Source organism: Rhizobium sp. GR12 (assembly GCF_036596185.1).
Taxonomy (GTDB): Bacteria; Pseudomonadota; Alphaproteobacteria; order Rhizobiales; family Rhizobiaceae; genus Agrobacterium; species Agrobacterium nepotum.
The window spans coordinates 1-19,290 of the sequence record NZ_JASXTH010000004.1; the positions used below are offsets into that span (position 1 = coordinate 1).

General features: G+C 55.1%; 14 protein-coding genes and 9 pseudogenes. 14 read left to right on the forward strand and 9 right to left on the reverse strand.

The features are described from left to right. Together QSK43_RS07870 and QSK43_RS07875 are read left to right on the forward strand one after the other, a co-directional pair. On the forward strand, window positions 1–702 hold a 702-nt coding region (locus tag QSK43_RS07870; RefSeq protein ID WP_332302986.1), incomplete at its 5' end, for a class I SAM-dependent methyltransferase. A gap of 6 nt (window positions 703–708) precedes the next feature. Then, complete coding sequence (locus tag QSK43_RS07875; RefSeq protein WP_332302987.1) at window positions 709–1,968, forward strand: acyltransferase family protein; 1,260 nt, start codon at window positions 709–711, stop codon at window positions 1,966–1,968. A 7-nt stretch (window positions 1,969–1,975) separates the two neighbouring features. Here the strand turns inward: QSK43_RS07875 and QSK43_RS07880 are convergent, their stop codons facing one another. Next, the gene (locus QSK43_RS07880) at window positions 1,976–2,206 is read right to left on the reverse strand and encodes a transposase (protein ID WP_332303301.1); all 231 of its coding nucleotides are present in this window, start codon (window positions 2,204–2,206) and stop codon (window positions 1,976–1,978) included. Between the two features lie 260 nt (window positions 2,207–2,466). Continuing rightward, a pseudogene (gene tnpC, locus QSK43_RS07885) lies at window positions 2,467–3,409 on the reverse strand (IS66 family transposase); the annotation flags it as partial. Between the two features lie 325 nt (window positions 3,410–3,734). Here tnpC (QSK43_RS07885) and tnpB (QSK43_RS07890) point away from each other — a divergent pair. Next, window positions 3,735–4,028, forward strand: coding sequence for an IS66 family insertion sequence element accessory protein TnpB (gene tnpB / locus QSK43_RS07890; RefSeq protein ID WP_442967795.1), 294 nt, complete (start codon window positions 3,735–3,737; stop codon window positions 4,026–4,028). A 45-nt stretch (window positions 4,029–4,073) separates the two neighbouring features. Further along, a pseudogene (locus tag QSK43_RS07895) lies at window positions 4,074–4,581 on the forward strand (IS66 family transposase zinc-finger binding domain-containing protein); the annotation flags it as partial. A gap of 368 nt (window positions 4,582–4,949) precedes the next feature. Here QSK43_RS07895 and tnpC (QSK43_RS07900) read toward each other — a convergent pair. The 3 genes and pseudogenes from tnpC (QSK43_RS07900) to tnpA form a co-directional block, all read right to left on the reverse strand. Beyond that, a pseudogene (gene tnpC / locus QSK43_RS07900) lies at window positions 4,950–6,556 on the reverse strand (IS66 family transposase). Window positions 6,557–6,624: 68 nt separating this feature from the next. Next, window positions 6,625–6,978, reverse strand: a complete 354-nt coding sequence (gene tnpB / locus QSK43_RS07905) for an IS66 family insertion sequence element accessory protein TnpB (protein ID WP_332302988.1) — start codon at window positions 6,976–6,978, stop codon at window positions 6,625–6,627. Continuing rightward, window positions 6,975–7,361, reverse strand: a complete 387-nt coding sequence (gene tnpA / locus QSK43_RS07910) for an IS66-like element accessory protein TnpA (protein WP_164000639.1) — start codon at window positions 7,359–7,361, stop codon at window positions 6,975–6,977. Before tnpA ends, tnpB (QSK43_RS07905) begins: the two co-directional genes overlap by 4 nt. A gap of 83 nt (window positions 7,362–7,444) precedes the next feature. On the opposite strand from tnpA, the pseudogene QSK43_RS07915 reads away from it, so the two are divergent. Both QSK43_RS07915 and QSK43_RS07920 read left to right on the forward strand, forming a co-directional pair. Continuing rightward, a pseudogene (locus tag QSK43_RS07915) lies at window positions 7,445–7,951 on the forward strand (IS66 family transposase); the annotation flags it as partial. 160 nt (window positions 7,952–8,111) lie between these two features. Continuing rightward, window positions 8,112–8,414: a hypothetical protein gene (locus tag QSK43_RS07920; protein WP_332302989.1), complete on the forward strand. Its 303-nt coding sequence runs from the start codon at window positions 8,112–8,114 to the stop codon at window positions 8,412–8,414. Between the two features lie 336 nt (window positions 8,415–8,750). On the opposite strand, the gene QSK43_RS07925 is transcribed toward QSK43_RS07920, so the two are convergent. Further along, window positions 8,751–10,514: an ABC transporter ATP-binding protein gene (locus QSK43_RS07925; RefSeq protein WP_332302990.1), complete on the reverse strand. Its 1,764-nt coding sequence runs from the start codon at window positions 10,512–10,514 to the stop codon at window positions 8,751–8,753. 395 nt (window positions 10,515–10,909) lie between these two features. On the opposite strand from QSK43_RS07925, the pseudogene QSK43_RS07930 reads away from it, so the two are divergent. Beyond that, a pseudogene (locus QSK43_RS07930) lies at window positions 10,910–11,782 on the forward strand (IS701 family transposase); the annotation flags it as partial. Beyond that, window positions 11,781–12,072: pseudogene (locus QSK43_RS07935) on the forward strand (IS5 family transposase); the annotation flags it as partial. The pseudogenes QSK43_RS07930 and QSK43_RS07935, both read left to right, overlap by 2 nt. A 22-nt stretch (window positions 12,073–12,094) precedes the next feature. On the opposite strand, the gene tnpC (QSK43_RS07940) reads toward QSK43_RS07935, so the two are convergent. The 3 genes and pseudogenes from tnpC (QSK43_RS07940) to QSK43_RS07945 all read right to left on the reverse strand — a co-directional run bounded on the left by tnpC (QSK43_RS07940) (window position 12,095) and on the right by QSK43_RS07945 (window position 14,362). After that, window positions 12,095–13,684 carry an IS66 family transposase gene (gene tnpC / locus QSK43_RS07940; RefSeq protein WP_332302991.1) on the reverse strand — a complete coding sequence of 530 codons (1,590 nt, stop codon included), beginning with the start codon at window positions 13,682–13,684 and terminating at the stop codon, window positions 12,095–12,097. A gap of 74 nt (window positions 13,685–13,758) precedes the next feature. Then, window positions 13,759–13,899 (reverse strand): annotated as a pseudogene (locus QSK43_RS27135) (hypothetical protein); the annotation flags it as partial. Between the two features lie 112 nt (window positions 13,900–14,011). Continuing rightward, the gene (locus tag QSK43_RS07945) at window positions 14,012–14,362 is read right to left on the reverse strand and encodes a transposase (RefSeq protein WP_332302992.1); all 351 of its coding nucleotides are present in this window, start codon (window positions 14,360–14,362) and stop codon (window positions 14,012–14,014) included. Window positions 14,363–14,483: 121 nt separating this feature from the next. Here QSK43_RS07945 and QSK43_RS07950 point away from each other — a divergent pair. From QSK43_RS07950 to QSK43_RS07975, 6 genes and pseudogenes are all read left to right on the forward strand, one after another. Beyond that, window positions 14,484–14,875 (forward strand): annotated as a pseudogene (locus QSK43_RS07950) (transposase); the annotation flags it as partial. A gap of 145 nt (window positions 14,876–15,020) precedes the next feature. Continuing rightward, window positions 15,021–15,644, forward strand: coding sequence for an SIS domain-containing protein (locus QSK43_RS07955; protein WP_332302993.1), 624 nt, complete (start codon window positions 15,021–15,023; stop codon window positions 15,642–15,644). 51 nt (window positions 15,645–15,695) lie between these two features. Continuing rightward, window positions 15,696–16,637 (forward strand): NAD-dependent epimerase/dehydratase family protein, encoded by a 942-nt coding sequence (locus QSK43_RS07960; protein WP_332302994.1) that lies wholly within the window; start codon window positions 15,696–15,698, stop codon window positions 16,635–16,637. Beyond that, window positions 16,634–17,935: an HAD-IIIA family hydrolase gene (locus tag QSK43_RS07965; protein ID WP_332302995.1), complete on the forward strand. Its 1,302-nt coding sequence runs from the start codon at window positions 16,634–16,636 to the stop codon at window positions 17,933–17,935. The genes QSK43_RS07960 and QSK43_RS07965 overlap by 4 nt, the downstream gene beginning before the upstream one ends. Before the next feature lie 122 nt (window positions 17,936–18,057). Beyond that, complete coding sequence (locus QSK43_RS07970; RefSeq protein WP_332303302.1) at window positions 18,058–18,906, forward strand: GHMP family kinase ATP-binding protein; 849 nt, start codon at window positions 18,058–18,060, stop codon at window positions 18,904–18,906. A gap of 108 nt (window positions 18,907–19,014) precedes the next feature. Beyond that, a pseudogene (locus tag QSK43_RS07975) lies at window positions 19,015–19,251 on the forward strand (IS66 family transposase); the annotation flags it as partial. Window positions 19,252–19,290: the final 39 nt, after the last annotated feature.

Below are 19,290 nucleotides of genomic sequence, written 5' to 3' on the forward strand. Positions count from 1 at the left end.
TGTCCACCTATTTTTGGTGGACACTTCATGCATCAGAGCACTGCGCCTCAGAAGGCGCACAGAAATTCGCGCTTACGGTTCTATAGCCAAAAAATTGATGACCTCCGCCTGCACCAGAACAGAGAGAACATTTCTTTCTTGAATTATTTGGTTGGGAACATCATCGGAGGACAATCGGTTGTCGATCTTGGTGCCGGTGAGGGGTATTTAGCTGCTGCCGCTTGCTCGTTCTACGAGACGTCGTGGGCGATCGATATCAACATCGATCTTCTAAACAAAACAGTACCTCAGTTTGGTCTGGGAGATAAGCTGAAGGTCGCTGAGTCACTTGATGACGTTCTTGGCGACGTGGATGCCATTTTTATGTGGCACACGTTGGAGCATATCCCTAACGCTTTTGAGCTTGGTAGGGCCGTGACTACGAAGCTGAAAGAAGGGGGCCTTTTCGTCTGGCAGGTTCCCGCGTATCGCGATCCATATGTCGTGTATTCACACTATACGTTTTTCAACGACCGAGCGGCTAGGGTTTTCACCGAATCTGTCGGACTGGAAATCATTAACGTCTTCCACGACGAGGCCCTTCAGTTTTTGACCGTGGTTAGCAGGAAACCGGCATCAATTGTTGCTGATGTTGTGGTCGAATTGTTTGTTCCCCTGGAAAAACCTTCCTTTTGGAAGCGGTTTCGCGCAAAGATACAATAGCCATTCATGCCCAAGGGGATGGAGATTAAGAGGATTTCACTCGCCGTGCGTTCGGAATATTCGTCATCTGGCAAACTCATACCACTAGAGGGCCAGAGAGGCATCGCAGCCATAATCGTGGCGGTTCACCATTTCATTCTGGCGTTTCATCCTTCGATATCTGGAATCATAGCCGACAAGCGTAACGATGGCAGCCTAGTGGGCTCGCCTTTCTTCTTTTTCATAAACGGCAACGGAGCAGTTTTTTTCTTTTTCACCCTTTCCGGGTTCGTTTTGAGTTGGGGATACTTCAAAAACCCCGCTCCATATCGCTCCCTTTGGTCTGGATTAAAGCGCTGGCCGAGGCTCGCTGGACCGGTTGTCATTGCTTGCCTATTTAGCGCGCTCCTGTTCCAGACAGATTTGTATTTCTACGAGGAGGCCGGGGCAAAGAGCGGCAGCTATTGGATGCAAACGTTTGGACATTCTTCTTTTAACGGAAACTATCCCTCATTCTTTGATGCCATCTGGCAGGGACTGACGACTTTTTTCTCAGGGCAGTCGGGAATAAACCCAAGTCTCTGGACAATGGTCTACGAGTACTATGGCAGCGTTATCGTTTTCGTCGCAGCGCCAGTCCTTTCGAAGTTGAGCAACAAGAAGTCAATTGGCTTAATCAGCGTGGTGTGCCTCGTAATCGCTTTTGGCGTTTCACTAACTGGATTGACCGCCTTAGCTAGCGTGGCTTTCACGCTACCGTTCATCGTAGGAGTGGGAGTATCTTTTGCGATAAGCAGATGGGAGGTGCTTCGGGTCAATTTTTACTTGTCTGCGGGAGTTCTGGGTTTTGGTATTTATTTACTTGGATATTTCGAACCTTCACACGCATACGCATGGTCATCACCCGTCGCAGCAGTGTCTCCACAAGCCGCATGGTCCATTATTTACTCTGCTGGCTCCGCCTGCGTAATATTTGCGACTATGACGAACGGCAAGATATATGGCGTCATGAACCACCGGCTGATGTTCGTGCTCGGTCGTCTCAGCTTTTCCCTGTACCTCGTCCACTTTCTGATACTCGGCTCAGTCTCGAGTTGGCTTTTTCTTCACGTCTTTACAAGCGGAGGCGTGCCTTTATTCGCCACCACAGCGTTGCTCTGTGTGTCTCTCGCGTGGCCACTGTGCTATTTCGATGAATGGTGGGTGCGGTATGTGAACGCCAAGGTTCATCGGCTACGGAGGTGGGTTAGCGGGGACACGGTCAAGCCCATCTCGCGTGCCTCATAAGTCTCAATTAGAAGGCGCTATGTAAGCGGTGCGGTAGGGACTGCGTAGCGGCCTGCGCATACCCGCCACTGCGGTCGCGTGCGACGACTTCGATCTGCGGCTGTTCGACTAGCCAAGCCTTGGCGGTCGAAGGTTCTCGGCCGGGCAACAAGGCGATCGTCTTTCGCCGTTCAAAGTCACAAATGATCGTACCATATCGATGATTGCGCCGCCATGCCCAGTCCTTGATGCCGATCACACGCGGTGGCGTTGGTGGCGGGCGATCGTACCGGCGAACAGTTCGCAACAGCGTGTCATTGTTCAACGGCAGTCCTAGACGATCGGCAAAGCGCGCCGCCGGGCGACCACCCAATACAAGAGAGATGCCGAACGAGGCAGTCCAGACGGGCCGTTCGGCGAGCCATTGGACGGATCACACGTCACAGAAGCGTTCGGCGAAAATCTTTCGGCGGTAGTAAGCGGCAATACAAACAAAGGTAAGCAATAAGCTGAGGCCGTTCAGGCCTTGTAGCTCCACGGCATAAGGGCATCGATTTCGCCCGAGCGTCTGCGTCAGCCAGGCCTGGGGATCGACAGAATTCATCTTTGCAGTCTGCAGCAGCGTCGCGATTGTCGCCCATGTCCTGCCGCCACCATCACTGCCAGCGAAGAGGCTATTTTTTCTTGTAATCGCCTGCGGTCTGATCGCTCGCTCGACTATGTTGGAGTCGATCTCGATACGGCCGTCGGTCAGGAAGCGCTCGAAGACGTCACGACGCTTGATCGAGTACCGTAGAGCGTCAGCGAGTCTGGATTTGGCCGACACGCGCGGCAAGGTCGTCTGCCAGAGAGCGAAGAGATCACGGACGATCTCTGCCGAGCGTTCTTGTCGGGCTGCGACACGCGCCTCAGGGTATTGGCCACGGATGGTTTCCTCGATCTCCCAGAGTGTCGCCATTCGCTCGACCGTTTCTGTGGCGACCCTGGAGCTTTTGGCGACATGCAGTTCATAGAATTTGCGACGACTATGCGCCCAGCAACCAGCCAGAATAACGCCGTCGTTGCCGCCGTCCCTGCGGACAGGCTTGCTGTAGGCCCCGTACCCGTCAACCTGCAGAATCCCGCGATAGCTGCTGAGGTGCCGTGCCACGCAATCGGTCGCCCTGCTGTCTTCGAAGCGGTAGGCAACCATCGGTGGACCGTTGCATCCAAATGGTCGGTCATCCCTGGCATATGCCCATAGCCATGCGGTTTTCGCCGATCCGGACCCAGGCGCCAGTGTCGGCAGGGTCGCCTCATCGGCAAATATCCGTTCCGCCTTCTTGATTTCGTTCAGGATGTAGTCGGCGAGGATGTCGAGCTCGAACCCCAGCTTTCCCATCCATTGAGCCATTAGCCTGCGGTCAGGTTCGACCTTGTCGCGGGCGTAGATCGCTTCCTGCCGATAGAGTGGTAGGCCATCCATGTCAGCCAATTGTTCCGTTGGCGCAAGGAACTGTGCCGGATCGAGGAGCCGCAGACCGAGACTGCTACCGTGTTGGTGCCGGTGATCGTATCCGAGGCCGCTTCGACAGCCTCTCCCGTTCAGCCGGAGCCGCCCACTATATCCCAACCTCGTCGAAAGCGCAGCGATGTCACGATTGAGCTGGGTCGGGGGCTGGCGTGTCCACGTGGATAGCGACATCGACACCGAAGCGCTTGGCCGTATTCTCGATTGCGTGCTGGGGCTACGATGATCCCGGTTCATGCTGGTGTGAAGGTCTGGCTGGCGACGGGCTACACCCGACATGCGCAAAGGCTTCCCCGGTCTGTCGTTGATAGTGCAGGAAGCGCTGAAGCGTGACCCGATGTGTGGGCACCTGTTTGTATTCCGCGGTAGAGGTGGTGGCCTGATCAAGGTGATCTGGCATGACGGTCAGGGAGCCTGCCTGTTCACGAAAAAGCTGGAGCGCGGACGCTTCATCTGGCCATCAGCAGCCGATGGCACGGTGGTGATCACGCCTGCGCAGCTGGGCTACCTGCTGGAGGGCATTGACTGGCGTATGCCGCAAAAGACCTGGCGACCGACGTCTGCCGGATGAGCAAAAACGCTGGAATGACGGGACCGAATATGATTCCATCCTGTCATGAGCAACGCGGCCGAAGAGTTTCCGGACGACCTTGCGAGTGCTCTTGCATTGCTGACCCAGGAACGCGCCCGGCGTGTTGCCGCTGAAGCAGAAGCGGCGACCGCCAAGGCGGAAGCTGCCAGTGCAAAGGCACTCGTATCGCATTCCGAGGCGCTGATCGCGCGGCTGAAGCTGGAGATCGACAAGGTTCGCCGTGAACTCTACGGCAGCCGGTCCGAGCAAGGCGCAGCTCATGCGGCAGATGGAACTGCAACTCGAGGAGTTGGAAGCGGACGCCGGTGAAGATGAACTGGCGGCGGAGAACGCAACCAAAGCCTCAGCCGTCAAAGCCCTCGAGCACAGGCGTCCGTCACGCAAGCCCTTTCCCGAACACCTGCCACGCGAGCGCGTCGTCATCGCCGCTCCCGCCAATTGCGCCTGCTGCGGATCGGCCAAACTGTCGAAGCTTGGCGAAGACATTACCGAGATCCTGGAGGTGATCCCACGTCAGTGGAAGGTCATCCGTAAGCGGTGTCCTGATTACACTGGACCAAAAGTACAGTGCTCGCCTGTGAGATGAGCGGTGTTCAACGCCATGGCAACTTAGTGGTCATCGCAGTCAATCTGCATATTCACCTACTGTCGATAAAAGGGCGTTGGATTCGAACCCATTCTTCCGGATATGGCTCGTGATCCTGTCGGTGCTCCGTGTGGTACTCGCCCCAGCCCTGAAGCTTCCAGTATTTTGTCATGACATCGAAATGGTTGTGCCCAGTTATTTCGCCCGCCTTCACAGCCCCCTCATTAAGGAGCGCTCTAAAGTCGTCTCCCATGGGACCAGCTAGGCAAAGACCAGGCAGTAGTTGACCATCTGGCTCGGGATCGAGCCAGATTTCATGAACCAATTCGTTTTTCATCGAAGTATTTTACTTCAAGAACCACCCTCCCGGAAGAGGGGCGTTGGACGCAAAGGGCCGGAGAATTCCACGGCAGAAGTCCCTCGATCTGGCTCTGCTTGTGGCCGTTGACGATGGCAGTGAGTGTGCTGGTCAGATAGGCCAGCGGATCGACAGTATTGAGTTTGCAGGTCTCGATGAGCGAGGCGATGGTCGCCCAGTTCTCGGCCCCGGCATCGTGCCCTGCAAATAGTGCGTTCTTGCGATTGAGAGCTATCGGCCGGATGGTCCGCTCCACGCTGTTGTTGTCGATCTCGATGCTACCGTCGGTCAGGAACAGCTTCAGGCCATCCCAGTATTTTGCAATGTAGGCCAAAGCCTCGCCGAGTGGGGACTTGGTCGCGACACGGGCACGGTGATGGACGAGCCAGGTCTGCATGTCGGCGACGAGTGGCGCTGATCGTTCCTGCCGCGCAGCAAGGCGAGCCTCAGGATCAAGGCCACGCAGTTCGGCCTCGATCCGATACAATTCCCCGACCCGTTTGACGCCGTCTTCGGCAATCGGTGCTGTTCCATTGCGAGTGATCTCCACCAGCTTGCGCCGAGCATGGGCCCAACAATAGGCAAGCCTGATGTCCGCGCCGACACGGTCTGGCGCGATCAGCCTGTTGTATCCGGCATAGCCATCGACTTGCAGGATGCCGGAGAAGCCCTGCAATATCCGTTCGGCATGAATGCCTCCGCGACCGGGAGCGTAGGTAAAGGCGACGCCTGGCGGAGCACCGCCGCCCCAAGGACGATCATCCCGCGCGAGCGCCCAGAAGTAGCCGGTCTTGGTTTTGCGGGAGCCGGGATCAAGCACCGGGGCACCGGTCTCGTCCATGAACAGCTTGGTCGAGCGCTTCAAGTCGGCAATCAGTGCATCGAAGACGGGGCGTAATTCGAACGCTGCCCGGCCGACCCAATCGGCAAGAGTGGAGCGGTCGAGATCGATGCCCTGTCGGCTCATGATCTGGGCCTGCCGATTGAGCGGCAGGTGATCGGCATATTTGGACACCAGCACATGCGCGATGGTTGCCTCGGTAGGCAATCCGGCGTGGATCAGTCGAGCAGGTGTCGGAGCCTGTGCGACGCCGTCGGTGCAAGCACGGCAGGCATATTTGGGACGACGGGTTACAATGACGCGGAACTGCGCCGGGATGACATCCAGCCGCTCGGACACATCTTCGCCGATGCAATGCAGACCTCCACCGCAGGGGCAGATCAAGCTCTGCGGCTCGATGATCTCCTCGATACGCGGAAGATGGGCGGGAAGAGAGCCGCGATTGGCGACACGTGGTTTGGGATGCTGCTTGCCCAGAGGGCTATCGGCCTCGTCTTCGGCATGGACGGCCGCAATGGCCGTTTCCAAGTCCTCCAGTGCGAGATCGAATTGTCGGGATCGACCTTCTCGGATTTGCGCCCGAAGGCAGCCTGCTTGAAAGCGGCGACCAGCTTCTCAAGCCGCTCGATCCGCTCATCTTTGCGGACTTCACGCGCTTGCGCGGCGATCAGCATCGCCTTCAAGGCAGCAACACCGTCGGGAAGATCGGCGGCGTCCAACATGGTGGAAGTTTATCAAATACCGCCTCGGTTCACCGCCGGAATTTGCCACCCGAGTCATCGTGACGCACCTATTCGATTGCTGTCGGCGCTCTTGCCTCAACGGCACGAACCCGACGCCAGTCGAGCCCCGCAAACAGCGCCTCGAATTGGGCATGGCCCAAGGTCATCAAGCCGTCCCGAATATCCGGCCAGGTGAACGTGTGCTCCTCCAGGCGCTTGTAGGCCATCACCAGACCGCTGCCATCCCAGTAGATCAGCTTCAGCCGATCCGCTTTGCGCGAGCGGAATACAAAGACCGCCCCGGTGAACGGGTTCCTGTGCAGGTCGTTTTTGACCAGCGCCGCCAGTCCATCATGACCCTTGCGGAAGTCGACTGGCTTGGTCGCCACCATGATCCGAACGCGGTTCGATGGAAGGATCATGCCGAAACCGCGCAGGCACGTGCTACAGCGGCGATGCGGGCGGCAGATGCGCCTTCTTCCAATCGGATAGTGACAGCACCGAACATGATCTCGGGGCGACTAGCTTTCTTGATCGGCGGCTCCAGAACAGGTGGATCGACGATCACCGCTGCGAACTCCACCGCATCCTCGGGTGCAGGCAGAACCAATTTGCCCTGACGCGCCATCGTCCGCCAGGTGGAAAGGTGGTTCGGCTTCAAGCCATGGCGCTCTGCGACCTCATTCACCATCGCGCCTGGCCGAAGGCTCTCTGAAACGATCTGCGCCTTAACGTCATCCGGCCAGTGCCGGTGAACCTCACGTCCAGACTTCCTGGCCGTGAGAACCTCCAATGTAGTCTCCATGGAGAAACTCCCTTGCTCGTCCATGGAAAGCCGATCCCAGATCAGGAAGGCGAGGACAATGTGGGATCGGAACACCGGTTACGGTCATCCAGACGGTGCGGGAGAAGTTTACCTGCCGCCAGTGCGAGAAGATCACGCAGCCGCCTGCACCATTCCACGTAACGCCCCGCGGTTTTGCAGGACCGAACCTGCTGGCGATGATCCTGTTTGAGAAGTTCGCCCAGCACCAGCCGCTCAACCGTCAGAGCGAACGCTATGCCCGCGAAGGCGTCGACCTCAGCTTGTCGACGCTGGCCGATCAGGTCGGAGCATGCGCCGCGGCATTGAAACCCATTCACTGCTGCCGAACGTCTGCACGGCGATGACACGACCGTGCCGATCTTGGCCAAGGGAAGACCGATACGGGCCGCATCTGGACCTATGTCCGGAACGATCGACCGTTCGGAGGCCTCAAGCTCAACCACATCGATCCGCAGGCGTGGCTTGCCGACGTTCTTGCCCGCATCGCTGACACGCCGATTACCAGGCTGGAGCAACTACTTCCGTGGAATTGGACGCCGCCGAAGTCTCCAAGAGGCCAGGCTGCCTAACCGGCGGCGCTAGCTGACGAGTGCACAAGCACCATACCCAAGCTAATCGTAAAAATTGCTCGCTCAGATGCGGTCGGCTAGCGTTACACCGACAGGGCGCAGTTCCCGAAGGCTCACATACAAAGAAGGACCGATTTGGAAAACCAGATGGACAGCATAGATGGATGATTCCGGCCTGAGAAACGCCGTGCACGAGGCGCTCCTCCAGCTCGAAACTGACGGCCACATCGTGATCGTGTCGACAACACTCGGGTCATTGGTCGATGCCATTGCAAACAAAGTTGCCGAGGTCGTCCCTCATACCGAATTATCCCTCGGAGAGCTGTACACCACTCGACTGCTAATTAATTATGCCATTGATAATCATAGATTGTTCGATTGGGAAATGCCGACGCTGACAGGTTTGACCGCCGAAGAGTTAGGATCGTTGCCGACAAATTGCCGCGTGAATAGCTGGCCATAAAAATCTGGCTTGCTTCCATATCCGCGCCTTCACCGAAAGGATACCTATGCAATAACGGAGCCCGCGCTACTGACGCCAGATGGGGTCAGCTTGCCGCTTACAAACAAAGGGTCGGATCGTCAGATGCAATTCGATCCTCCGGCCCTCGCGCGGCAGATCGGCAATCATCCGAAATAGCCACTGTGCTCTGGACGGGAGGCGGCGCCGCAGTCAGGGCATTTGCAAACTTGGGATCGACTATGGAAATCGCCGGGTAATCGGCTGGCCTAATGTACGGAATATCACAAGTCCGTTTGATAAAGATCGGGCGGCAATGCCGCCCAATAATTGTTTGAATTAGGCTACGTCCGCATCGAACTGGATGCTGTGCAAGCGCTTGTACAGACCATCGGTGGCGAGTAATTCGCGACGGCTACCCTGCTCGACAACCTGACCATTATCCATGACGACAATCTTGTCGGCCCGGTTGATCGTGGAAAGCCGGTGGGCAATGACAATGGATGTCTTGTTGAGCGTCAACCGCTCAAGCGCGTCCCGGACAAGCGCTTCGGATTCCGAATCGAGCGCGCTCGTTGCTTCATCGAGGATCAATATGTCCGCATCTCTCAGCATGGCGCGGGCGATAGCAATACGCTGCCGCTGGCCACCGGACAGCCCGGAGCCGTTTTCGCCCAGTTTGGAGTCGTAGCCTTCCGGCATCTTCATGATGAAATCATGCGCATTGGCCGCTTTGGCTGCAGCAATGATTTCCTCATCGGTAGCGTTGTCGCGCCCGACGGAAATGTTGTGCTTCACCGTTCCAGAAAAAAGGAAGGTTTCCTGGCCGACGTAAGAAACATGCTCGCGCAGGCTGGCAAAGGACACGTCGCGCAAATCCATTCCGTTGATCTCGACGGAACCGCTTTGCGGATCATAAAGCCGCATTATCAGGTTGATGATCGTCGACTTGCCACTGCCGGATGGCCCGACCAGCGCTGTCATCTTGCCACCCTCGAAGAGAACGCTGATGTCTTTCAAAACCGGCTGGTCAGAAACATACTCGAAGCTGACGTTCTTGAGTTCCACATTGCCGCTTGCCGTGGGGAGCGGCAGGGCATCTTTCTTTTCGGTGAGTGTCAGGGGAGCGTCAAGGATGTCGAACATCATGCGCACGCCGATCATACCGCTTTCAATCTGTACACGCATACGCGCCAAGCGTTTTGCAGGCTCATAGGCAAGAAGCAATGCTGTTATAAAGGCCATCAGATCGCCCGGGGATCCGCCTTTTTCGAGAACGGTGTAGCCGGAAACAGCAATTACGGCCGCGATAGCTAGACCGGACAGCGTTTCCATGATTGGGCTCGTCGCCGCCTCAAGCTTAGCAATACCATTTGCCCGATGTTCGACATCCGACACAGCCTTGCTCATCCGCTGACGCATCAGTTTTTCGAGGGAGAATGCCTTTATGACGCGTACGCCGATGCTCGTTTCCTGTACGACGTTAACAATTTCGCCCAGCGAAGCAAGTTCCGCTTCCATGATCTTGCGCACACGCCGCAGAACGAGACGAACGCTAAAAATTGCAATAGGCCCAACGATCATCGAAATCGCACTCAGAAGGAAATTCTGAGCGAACATCACGATGATCAGGCCAATTAGGGAAAACAGGTCGCGTACAAATGATGTAACAATAGTATCTATGATACTACGGGCGGCCTGCGCGTTGTAGGTAACGCGAATAAGTAGTTCGGACGATGGCAGATTCTGAAAAAACGAGACGCCCTGCTTCAAAAGCCGATCATAGATTTTACGTTGTTGTTCTGCAACGATGCTGTTACCTGCCTTGCTCAGGTAATAGCTTTGTACGAACGTCGCGAGGCCCTTAACAATAAAGATGGCAGCTACTGCAAATGCAATCTCGAGAACAACGTCAAAACCTCGCTTCAGATAAACGCTGTTAACGATATCGCGCATTATCCATGCACTGAGGGACGTGGTTCCGGCGACAACGAACATCGCCGCGATTGCTGCGGAGTACCAGCCGACGTGTTTTTTGAAATTTTCTTTAAAAAGCCGCATCAGCAACTTTTTGTCGTTTGGCGACAAAAACGACCCTATCACGGAAACATCCTTGATTTGTTTTTGGTTTGTCTGAGGCTGCTGGATTGCTCTGCAGTCAATTGTTGCATACGCAAAACGAATTGATCACGTTTAGCTTAGTGACAGATTTCGCTTTTTTCATGTTGCCTCCGCATATCTGAGACGTCACAGATCCGGCATCGAAGCCAAATAGATCGTAGATCAGATAGTGTCAATGTCCTGAACTCGTCCTCATTCCCGTTTCCAGTGAGTTTCCACGAATGCGCCTATCAAATGCGCTTGGCTGACATCTTCAATTGTCAGAATATGGTGTTTTCCTACTCGCCGACCTGAACTGACGCTCTGGCACTACTTTGGCAGATTCGGTTAAGCCTGGTTTGAGATGATTTGCGCTCCCACTTTAGGGACGCGATGTGATGGATTGGGATACGGAGCTTTCAGCCTTTTTGCAGCCGTTTCTGGAGAAGCTGGGACACAAGAATCGACGACAGATGTGTCCACTTTATGTGTCGGGGCTTCTCGGTCCCGGCGACCGCAAGAGTATCGAGCCGATGGCGGAACGGTTCGCTCCAGGCCAGTACGACCGGCTCCATCATTTCATTTCCGATGGCCTTTGGGATGCTGTTCCTCTTGAGACCGAGCTTGCGCGGCAGGCGGACAGGATCGTTGGCGCATCCGATGCGTTTCTGTTGGTCGATGACACCGGCCTGCCGAAGAAGGGCGATCACTCGGTCGGAGTTGCGCCACAATACGCCTCGATGCTGGGCAAGAGAGCAAATTGCCAGACGTTGGTGTCGGTGACGTTTGCGCGAGACGAGATTCCGGTTCCGGTTGGCTCGCGTCTGTTCCTGCCGGATAGCTGGATCGGTGATCAGGAGCCCATGGCAAAAGCTGGGGTCCCAGACGACACGCGGGTATTCCGCACGAAGCCGGAGATTGCTCTTGCCGAGATCGATCGGTTGATTGTGACCGGTGTCCGGTTTGGCACAGTGCTGGCTGACGCAGGTTACGGCCTGTCCGCTTCGTTCAGAAAAGGGCTGAGTGAACGTGGCCTCACCCGGGCGGTCGGTATCCCCAAGCATCAGAAGGTTTATTCCGATGATGTCGGATTGATCTTTCCCGTCTCCGGTCATGGCCATCCTCGCAAGCATTCGATCCCCGACACCCTTTCGGTTGCCGCCAAAACGATGTTGGCATCTGTAAGCTGGAAGAGGGTCAGTTGGCGCCGCAGCACAAAAGGTCGCTTGACCGCACGGTTTGCAGTATTGCGCATCCGGATCGCCGACGGTATTGAATGATATCTTCTGGCGTCTAAGAACCGGTGCGCCTTGGGCGGATATTCCAGCCCGATACGGCCCTTATACGACCTGCGTAAACCGCTTCAATCGATGGCGCCATGCGGGTCATTGGTCGCGTATTCTCAAAGCAATAACAGAGGTTTACGATGGCGATATCCAGATGATCGACAGTTCGTCGATCCGTGTGCATCAACACGCCGCTAACGGTCAAAAAAGACGAACGATCCAATTGCATGGGTCGCTCGCGTGGCGGGCTGACAACCAAAATCCATGCTTTGGTCGTAAGCGGCAAGCTGAGGCCGTTCAGGCCTTGTAGCTCCACGGCATAAGGGCATCGATTTCGCTGTTAGGCCAGCCATTTGCGAGGCGCTCGAGCGTCTGCGTCAGCCAGGCCTGGGGATCGACAGAATTCATCTTTGCAGTCTGCAGCAGCGTCGCGATTGTCGCCCATGTCCTGCCGCCACCGTCACTGCCAGCGAAGAGACTGTTTTTTCTTGTGATCGCCTGCGGTCTGATCGCGCGCTCGACTATGTTGGAGTCGACTTCGACACGGCCGTCGGTCAGGAAGCGCTCGAAGACGTCACGACGCTTGATCGAGTACCGTAGAGCTTCGGCGAGTTTGGATTTGCCTGATACTCGCGGCAAAGTCGTCTGCCAGAGAGTGAAGAGGTCACGGACTATCGCCGCCGAGCGTTCTTGTCGAGCAGCGACACGCGCCCCAGGGCTTTGGCCACGGACGGTATCTTCTATTTCCCGGAGCGTTGCCATTCGCTCGACTGTCTCTGTTGCCACCTTGGAGCTTTTGGCGACATGCAATTCATAGAACTTGCGGCGGCTATGTGCCCAGCAGCCAGCCAGAATAACGCCGTCGTTGCCGCCGTCCTTGCGGACAAGCTTGCTGTAGGCCCCGTACCCGTCAACTTGCAGAATCCCGCGATAGCCGCTGAGGTGCCGTGCCACGCAATCGGTCGCCCGACTGTCTTCGAAGCGATAGGCCGCCATGGGAGGGCCGTTGCCTCCGAACGGTCGGTAATCCCTGGCATAGGCCCATAGCCATGCCGTTTTCGCCGACCCGGACCCAGGCGCCAGTGTCGGCAGGGTCGTCTCGTCGGCAAATATTCGTTCCGCCTTCTTGATTTCGTCCAGGATGTAATCGGCGAGGATATCGAGCTCGAACCCCAGTTTTCCCATCCATTGAGCCATTAGCCTGCGGTCAAGGTCGACCTTGTCGCGGGCGTAGATCGCTTCCTGCCGATAGAGTGGTAGGCCATCGGCATATTTGGAGACGGCAATCTGGGCCAGAAGCGCTTCGGTTGGGATGCCCGCCTCAATGATATGTGTCGGGGCCGCAGCCTGGATCACGCCATCTTCGTTCTTAAAAGCGTATTTGGGACGGCGCGTGACAATGACACGGAACTTCGCTGCAACGACATCCAATCGTTCGGATATGTCTTCTCCGATCAGAATTTTTGTCTTGCCCGTATGCTCCGGCAAGTCTTCCGGCTCGATCACCACCTCAATACGCTCCAGATGCGGCGCAAAGCCCTTGCGTGGCCTCGGTGGACGTTTACCGTCTTTGTTGATGCCACTCGTAACCTTGGCCCTGATCGCCGCAATGCCGGTCTCGATCTCCTCAAAGACAAAGGCATGCTGCTCGTCATCGACACTGGCCGCTGCAAGTTTCTCTGAACGCCGCCCAAAGCGCGCGCGGTCAAAAGCTTTCAGGATCTGTGTCAGCCGCTCGATGCGCTCATCGGCATCAGCATTTCGGGCCTCGAGATCGTCGACCTGCTTTTCCAAAGCCTCGACGCGAGCGGCCTTTTCGGCCATGGCAAGAACCATGGCCTTGAGCGCCTCTACATCATCCGGGAGCTCTATCTCGGGTCGCGTCATGGGGATGATCAGAGCATATTTTGCTGTGATCCGCCCGCAGTTTCAGGTGCATGATTCAATTCGCCGCAGGGGTTTTACCCAACAATCTCTGGCGGCTTGATGGGTGTTGATCGAACGCGTTTCCAGTCCATTCCATCCACCAAAGCCAGAAGCTGGGCATTGTTGAGCTGGACCCGGTTGTGACCAATGCGCGGCCAGCAGAACTGCGCCTTTTCTAACCGCTGAACGGATCGCTGCCAGCATCTCGAACCAGCGACAGCAAGCTGTCAGGCCCCTTGCGAAAGTCGATTGGATGGCTCGCGAGGAAGACTTTGACGCCTGAGGGGATCATGCTGAACGTACCGCCCGGATCACCCGTTGCAGCTGCGCCGCGTCAACATCCGATCCGGCCCGGATAACAACATCGCCGATGACAACATCAATCACCGAATTTGAGCCGCCAGAACCGGCTTGCGTGCAAACAGCGGCTCCGGACGACGCGGATCGCTGTCGCTCCCGAGCATCGCGACGCCAGCCAAATAACTGCGATGGATGAATTCCAATGCGATGTGCGATCGCTGAAACACTGGCACCCGGTTCAATCGCCTCTGCAACAGCATGTTCTTTGAATTCATCCGACCAACGTCGGCGGAACTGCCTTGGAGCGCCTTCCAGGCGCTCAGGGACAGCCTCGATCATATGGAAGTTTCTGGTTCCAGAGCCAGGCGCAGACATAGAAGCTCACAGTTTGTGAATCGTCTATCTGCAATACAGGCGCACGCTCTAACTACGCCAGATGGGGTCAGCTTGCCGCTTACCTTTGGTCGATGCAGACGACCGTCCAATCCGACTGAAACTGACAGCAGGCCAGGCTCATGACGGACGCTCGGCAGCCGATATGTTGGAGACCGTTCAGGCTGGAAACATCCTTCTGGCCGATCGCGCTTATGACAGTGACCGGTTGCGGCAGGACCTCAAGGCCGTTGGAGCACGGGGTTGCATCCGCCCCATGCCGACATTCCCATCTTCAGCCAGCGGCTCTACAAGAAGCGCAGTGCAGTCGAGAGGTTTTTCCACAAACTCAAACACTTCCGTGCAGTCGCAACGCGATACGACAAGCGCGATGATAACTTCCTCGCATCCGTCCAGCTCGCATCAATTGTAGAACTTCCCCGTCGCTACGCCTGTGTCATCGGAGCCTGCAGGTGCTAGTCGTAGCTTAAAATCAGACGCTTTTGAACCCTATCGTATCTCTCTGCTTCTACTAACGCAGTCAATATTTACCATTTTGTTGGAGCGCAGGTCATTGCTTTTCTACTTAAATACGGGTAACCCAACCGCATTTTTGGGGATTTAAATGGTCGCTGATCCACGTCACAGAAATAGAAAATTTGATCGCTCCGACATCGCAAGCTTTGCCATTGATTATGTTGAGGCATTTAAGCATGCGATGGAATCGCTGGACTTTGCTGCGCTGGAGCGTGCTGCCGAAGTGGTTTTCTCTGCTGGGCGCGACGGCAGCAGGATATATGTAGTCGGCAACGGCGGGTCGGCGGCAATCGCTGACCATCTTTGCTGTGACTGGACAAAGGGTACGTCCTGTTCAGGTCACTCGACGATCAAAACGCATTCACTCAGTTCAAACGTCGCGCTTTATTCCGCGATTGCAAATGACTACGGCTTCGAAAATGTGTTTTCAACGCAGGTCGATTTTTTCGGCGAAGCTGGTGATGTCTTAATTGCAATTTCGTCCTCAGGAGATAGCGGAAACATTCTTTCGGCAGTAAAGCATGCACAAGACAAACGTATGTCCGTGATTGGACTGTCAGGCTTCAGTGGAGGAAAGCTCAAGGACGCTTGCGATATATCTTTGCACGCCGCTGCGGATAATTATGGTGTCGTCGAAGACTGTCATCAGGCTATTATGCATATAATCGCTCAATTCATAGCAAACCGGCGGGACGAGTCGGGTCAGGTGTAGCGTGCAGTTCGCCGGGCGCATAAGCTACAAAAGTCTCTTCAGGGAGAAATTATGAAAATTCTTGTAACTGGTGGTGCCGGCTTTATTGGCAGCTTCCTCTGTGACTATCTTATTGCCAAGGGGCACGAGGTCATCGCGTATGATGATTTGTCTTTGGGACGTCGCCGGAACATTAAGCACCAGTTAGAAATTGGTGCGTTAGAATTTGTCGAGGGTGATATTCTCGATGAGGCCCGCTTTGAGGACGTAGTAAAGCGCGGTGATTTCGAGTGTATTTTTCATATGGCCGCGAATTCCGATATTGCGCGTTCACATGCGTCGCCGTCTATAGACCTAAAAAAGACATTTCTTACTACATTTCAGGTGCTTGAAGCCGCCCGTAAATTTGGAGTGAAACAGATAGTGTTCGCTTCGACTTCGGCGATTTATGGCGAAACGAAGGGGAAGGTCGCTGAAACTTACGGGCCGCTTGTCCCGATTTCCCACTATGGAGCTGGTAAACTGGCTTCTGAGGCTTTTATCAGTTCTTATTGCGAAAATTACGGAATAAAAGCTTGGGTCACCCGGTTTCCCAATGTCGTTGGTCCTAGGGCGACCCATGGTGCAGTCTATGATTTCGTTCGCAAGTTGATTGCTACGCCGGGGCTACTTACCGTTCTCGGCGACGGAACGCAGGTGAAACCATATCTGTATGTTGAGGACCTTGTTCGCGCTATTTTGCTTGTTTGGGAAAAGACCGACCAAAAAATAAATATATATAACGTTGGGGCTGATACTCGTTCTACCGTTGCGGACATCGCTCAAATCGTAGTCGAGGAGTCTGGCGAGAAAGCCGAAATATCATATACCGGTGGTGACCGAGGCTGGATCGGTGACGTGCCTAAGTTTGAATATGATACGTCCGCACTGAATTTCCTCGGCTGGCAGCCTACTATGACGTCTGACGATGCGATTCGCGCCGCCGCGAAGGCGATCTGGAAAGAGCAGCGATGAAGGTTGTCGTGCTTTGCGGAGGGAAAGGTACAAGGCTGGGACTGGATGGTATACCTAAGCCGATGGTACCTGTTCGCGGGAAGCCTCTGCTTGAGATGGTCGTCGAAAATATTGCCACGTCTGGTTTCCGTGATTTCATTTTTTTGAACGGGCATCTAGCATCGGTCATTGAGGATCATTTTGGTGACGGCGCACGTTTTGGTGTAAAAATCAGCCATGTGACTGAGACCATACCGCTAGGGACAGCAGGTTCGTTTCGGCAGATTGCGACCAACCTGACAGAACCTTTTATTGTCGTTTACGGCGACATCTTATTTGACGTTGATTTTGCAGCGTTCGTCGAGTTCGCCTTGGAACGCGGTGGAGCAGGGACGCTCTTTGTTCATCCGAACGATCACCCGCACGATAGCGATTTACTGACGGTGGATCGTTTTGGCCGTATTCGGCAGTTTCATCCGAAGCCGCATAATGATGAAGGCAGGTTGCCAAATCTTGTCAGTGCTGCGCTTTACGTCCTTTTTCCACTCGCGTTGAATTACATTCCTTCGGCAGGCGCCTCGGATTGGGGGCGTGATATTTTCTCGACGCTGGCGGAGTCTGAGGCGCTTTATGCCTACCGTAGTTGTGAATACGCAAAGGATGTTGGTACGCCCGAGAGAATAAAAAAGGCTGAACGGCATCTGGAAGATGGACGTGTCCAACGTCTCAATCGGCAGACGCCTAAGCCAGCGCTTTTCTTGGACCGCGACGGCGTTATTAATGTCGAACGCGATGGAGTTTATTCCGTGCGCGATATGATGCTTGTCGATGGTGCGGCGCAGGCGATCCGTACGGCAAATGACGCTGGTATTCCGGTTATCTGTGTCACAAACCAGCCGGGACTGGCTAAGGGCTTGCTTAGCTGGCAAGAGCTTGATGCTGTACATGCGGAACTCGACGCACAATTGGCCGAAAGCACGGGTGCCTTCATAGACGATTATTTCATCTGTCCTCATCATCCGGAAGCTGGATGGGAAGGTGAAATTGTGGAATTAAAGATCACATGCGATTGTCGCAAACCGCTGCCCGGGTTACTGCAACAGGCCGCAAGACGTCACGGTATCGACTTGGGCCGATCTTGGTTGGTCGGCGACAGGTACTGCGATATTGCGGCAGCTAAAGCCGTCGCGATGTCATCTGTTTTGGTCCGCAGCGGCCACAACGGCAATGACCGTCGCCTTTTTCCAGATGTCGAGCCCAATTGGGTCGAAGATGATTTGGCCTCCGCTCTACCCAACTTAACGTGGGAATTCTCATGATAATCTCTAGAACCCCCCTTAGAATAAGCCTTGTTGGGGGGGGGAGCGATTTGCCGAGCTTCTATCAACGACACGGAGGGGCAGTCTTAAGCTTCTCTATTCGGAAATATATATACTTGGCGATGCATGAGTATTTCGAGCCAAAAGGCTATATTTTGAAATATTCCCATGTAGAGACGCCCGAAACCGTGGGTCAGATCCAACATCGGATCATCCGACAGGTCTTTTCGGACCTGCAAGTTGATAGAGTGGATTTGAGTTCAAGTGCGGACGTTCCTACTGGCACAGGCATGGGGTCGTCGAGTGCCTTCACGGTAGGACTACTGAATGTATGTCACGCCTATCAGGGGAGGCATGTATCCCGTGCGGCACTGGCAGAGCAAGCGTGTGCTGTCGAAATCGAAAAGCTTGGCGAACCGATCGGCAAACAAGATCAGTATGGCTGCGCTCTAGGCGGAATTAATTTTATCGAGTTTACACGCGACGGAACGGTTATGCATGAGGCTGTACCTTTGTCAGGGCCGCAGCGCGAGCAACTTGAAAATAACCTGCTGCTATTTTATCTCGGAGGGAGCCGTTCTGCGAGCGAAATTCTGGCACGGCAAAGCAAAAATTCGGCATCGAAGGCGGATGTCATAGATAACTTGAAATTCATGGCTGATCAGGCTCGCCAGCTGCGTGGCGACATCTGCCGTGACGTGGACGTGATTGGTGAGTATCTCAAAGAAGGCTGGCGCCGCAAACGCGAACTTGCTCAAGGCATATCAAATCCGTTGATTGACGATGCCTATGCGCGGGCTCTTGAAGCGGGTGCCACGGGTGCAAAGCTTCTCGGTGCGGGAGGTTCTGGCTTTCTTCTCGTATATGCGCCAAAGTTTGCACGCGAAGCGGTTATACAGAGCCTCAGCGAGTTCGAATTGCACGATGTGTCTATCGACTATGCCGGCGCTTCGATCGCGTATAGTGACTAGAAGGGATATGTCAGCGGGATAAACGACTGCAGCGATCCGAGCAGCAGAGTCAATTTCAGAGTGAACAAAACGCTGGAATAGCTGGGCCCAATATGATTCCATCCCGTCATGAGCGATGCGATCGAACAGCTTCCGGTTGACTTTGCCAATGCGCTTGCACTGGTGGCATAGGAACTGCTTGGCGTGCTGCCCGAGGTTGAGCAGCCAGCGCAAAGGCAGTCGTATCGCATTCAGAGGAGTTGATCGCGCGGTTGAAGCTTGAGATCGACAAGATTCGCCGTGAAACTCTAAGGCAGCCGGTCAGAGTGTAAGGGGCGGCTTGCCGACATGGCCCAATGCACTCTTCCGGTAATCCCCCCGCCAATTAACGGGCTTCAAAAGTAG

What these genes read in the sequence shown, in the direction of transcription:
- QSK43_RS07875 (WP_332302987.1), top strand. Translation starts at nt 709, where the DNA reads ATGCCCAAGGGGATGGAGATTAAGAGGATTTCACTCGCCGTGCGTTCG.
- tnpB (WP_442967795.1), top strand. Translation starts at nt 3,735, where the DNA reads ATGCGCAAAGGCTTCCCCGGTCTGTCGTTGATAGTGCAGGAAGCGCTG.
- tnpB (WP_332302988.1), bottom strand. Translation starts at nt 6,978, where the DNA reads ATGATCCTTCCATCGAACCGCGTTCGGATCATGGTGGCGACCAAGCCA.
- tnpA (WP_164000639.1), bottom strand. Translation starts at nt 7,361, where the DNA reads ATGGAGACTACATTGGAGGTTCTCACGGCCAGGAAGTCTGGACGTGAG.
- QSK43_RS07920 (WP_332302989.1), top strand. Translation starts at nt 8,112, where the DNA reads ATGGATGATTCCGGCCTGAGAAACGCCGTGCACGAGGCGCTCCTCCAG.
- tnpC (WP_332302991.1), bottom strand. Translation starts at nt 13,684, where the DNA reads ATGACGCGACCCGAGATAGAGCTCCCGGATGATGTAGAGGCGCTCAAG.
- QSK43_RS07945 (WP_332302992.1), bottom strand. Translation starts at nt 14,362, where the DNA reads ATGATCGAGGCTGTCCCTGAGCGCCTGGAAGGCGCTCCAAGGCAGTTC.
- QSK43_RS07955 (WP_332302993.1), top strand. Translation starts at nt 15,021, where the DNA reads ATGGTCGCTGATCCACGTCACAGAAATAGAAAATTTGATCGCTCCGAC.
- QSK43_RS07960 (WP_332302994.1), top strand. Translation starts at nt 15,696, where the DNA reads ATGAAAATTCTTGTAACTGGTGGTGCCGGCTTTATTGGCAGCTTCCTC.
- QSK43_RS07965 (WP_332302995.1), top strand. Translation starts at nt 16,634, where the DNA reads ATGAAGGTTGTCGTGCTTTGCGGAGGGAAAGGTACAAGGCTGGGACTG.
- QSK43_RS07970 (WP_332303302.1), top strand. Translation starts at nt 18,058, where the DNA reads ATGCATGAGTATTTCGAGCCAAAAGGCTATATTTTGAAATATTCCCAT.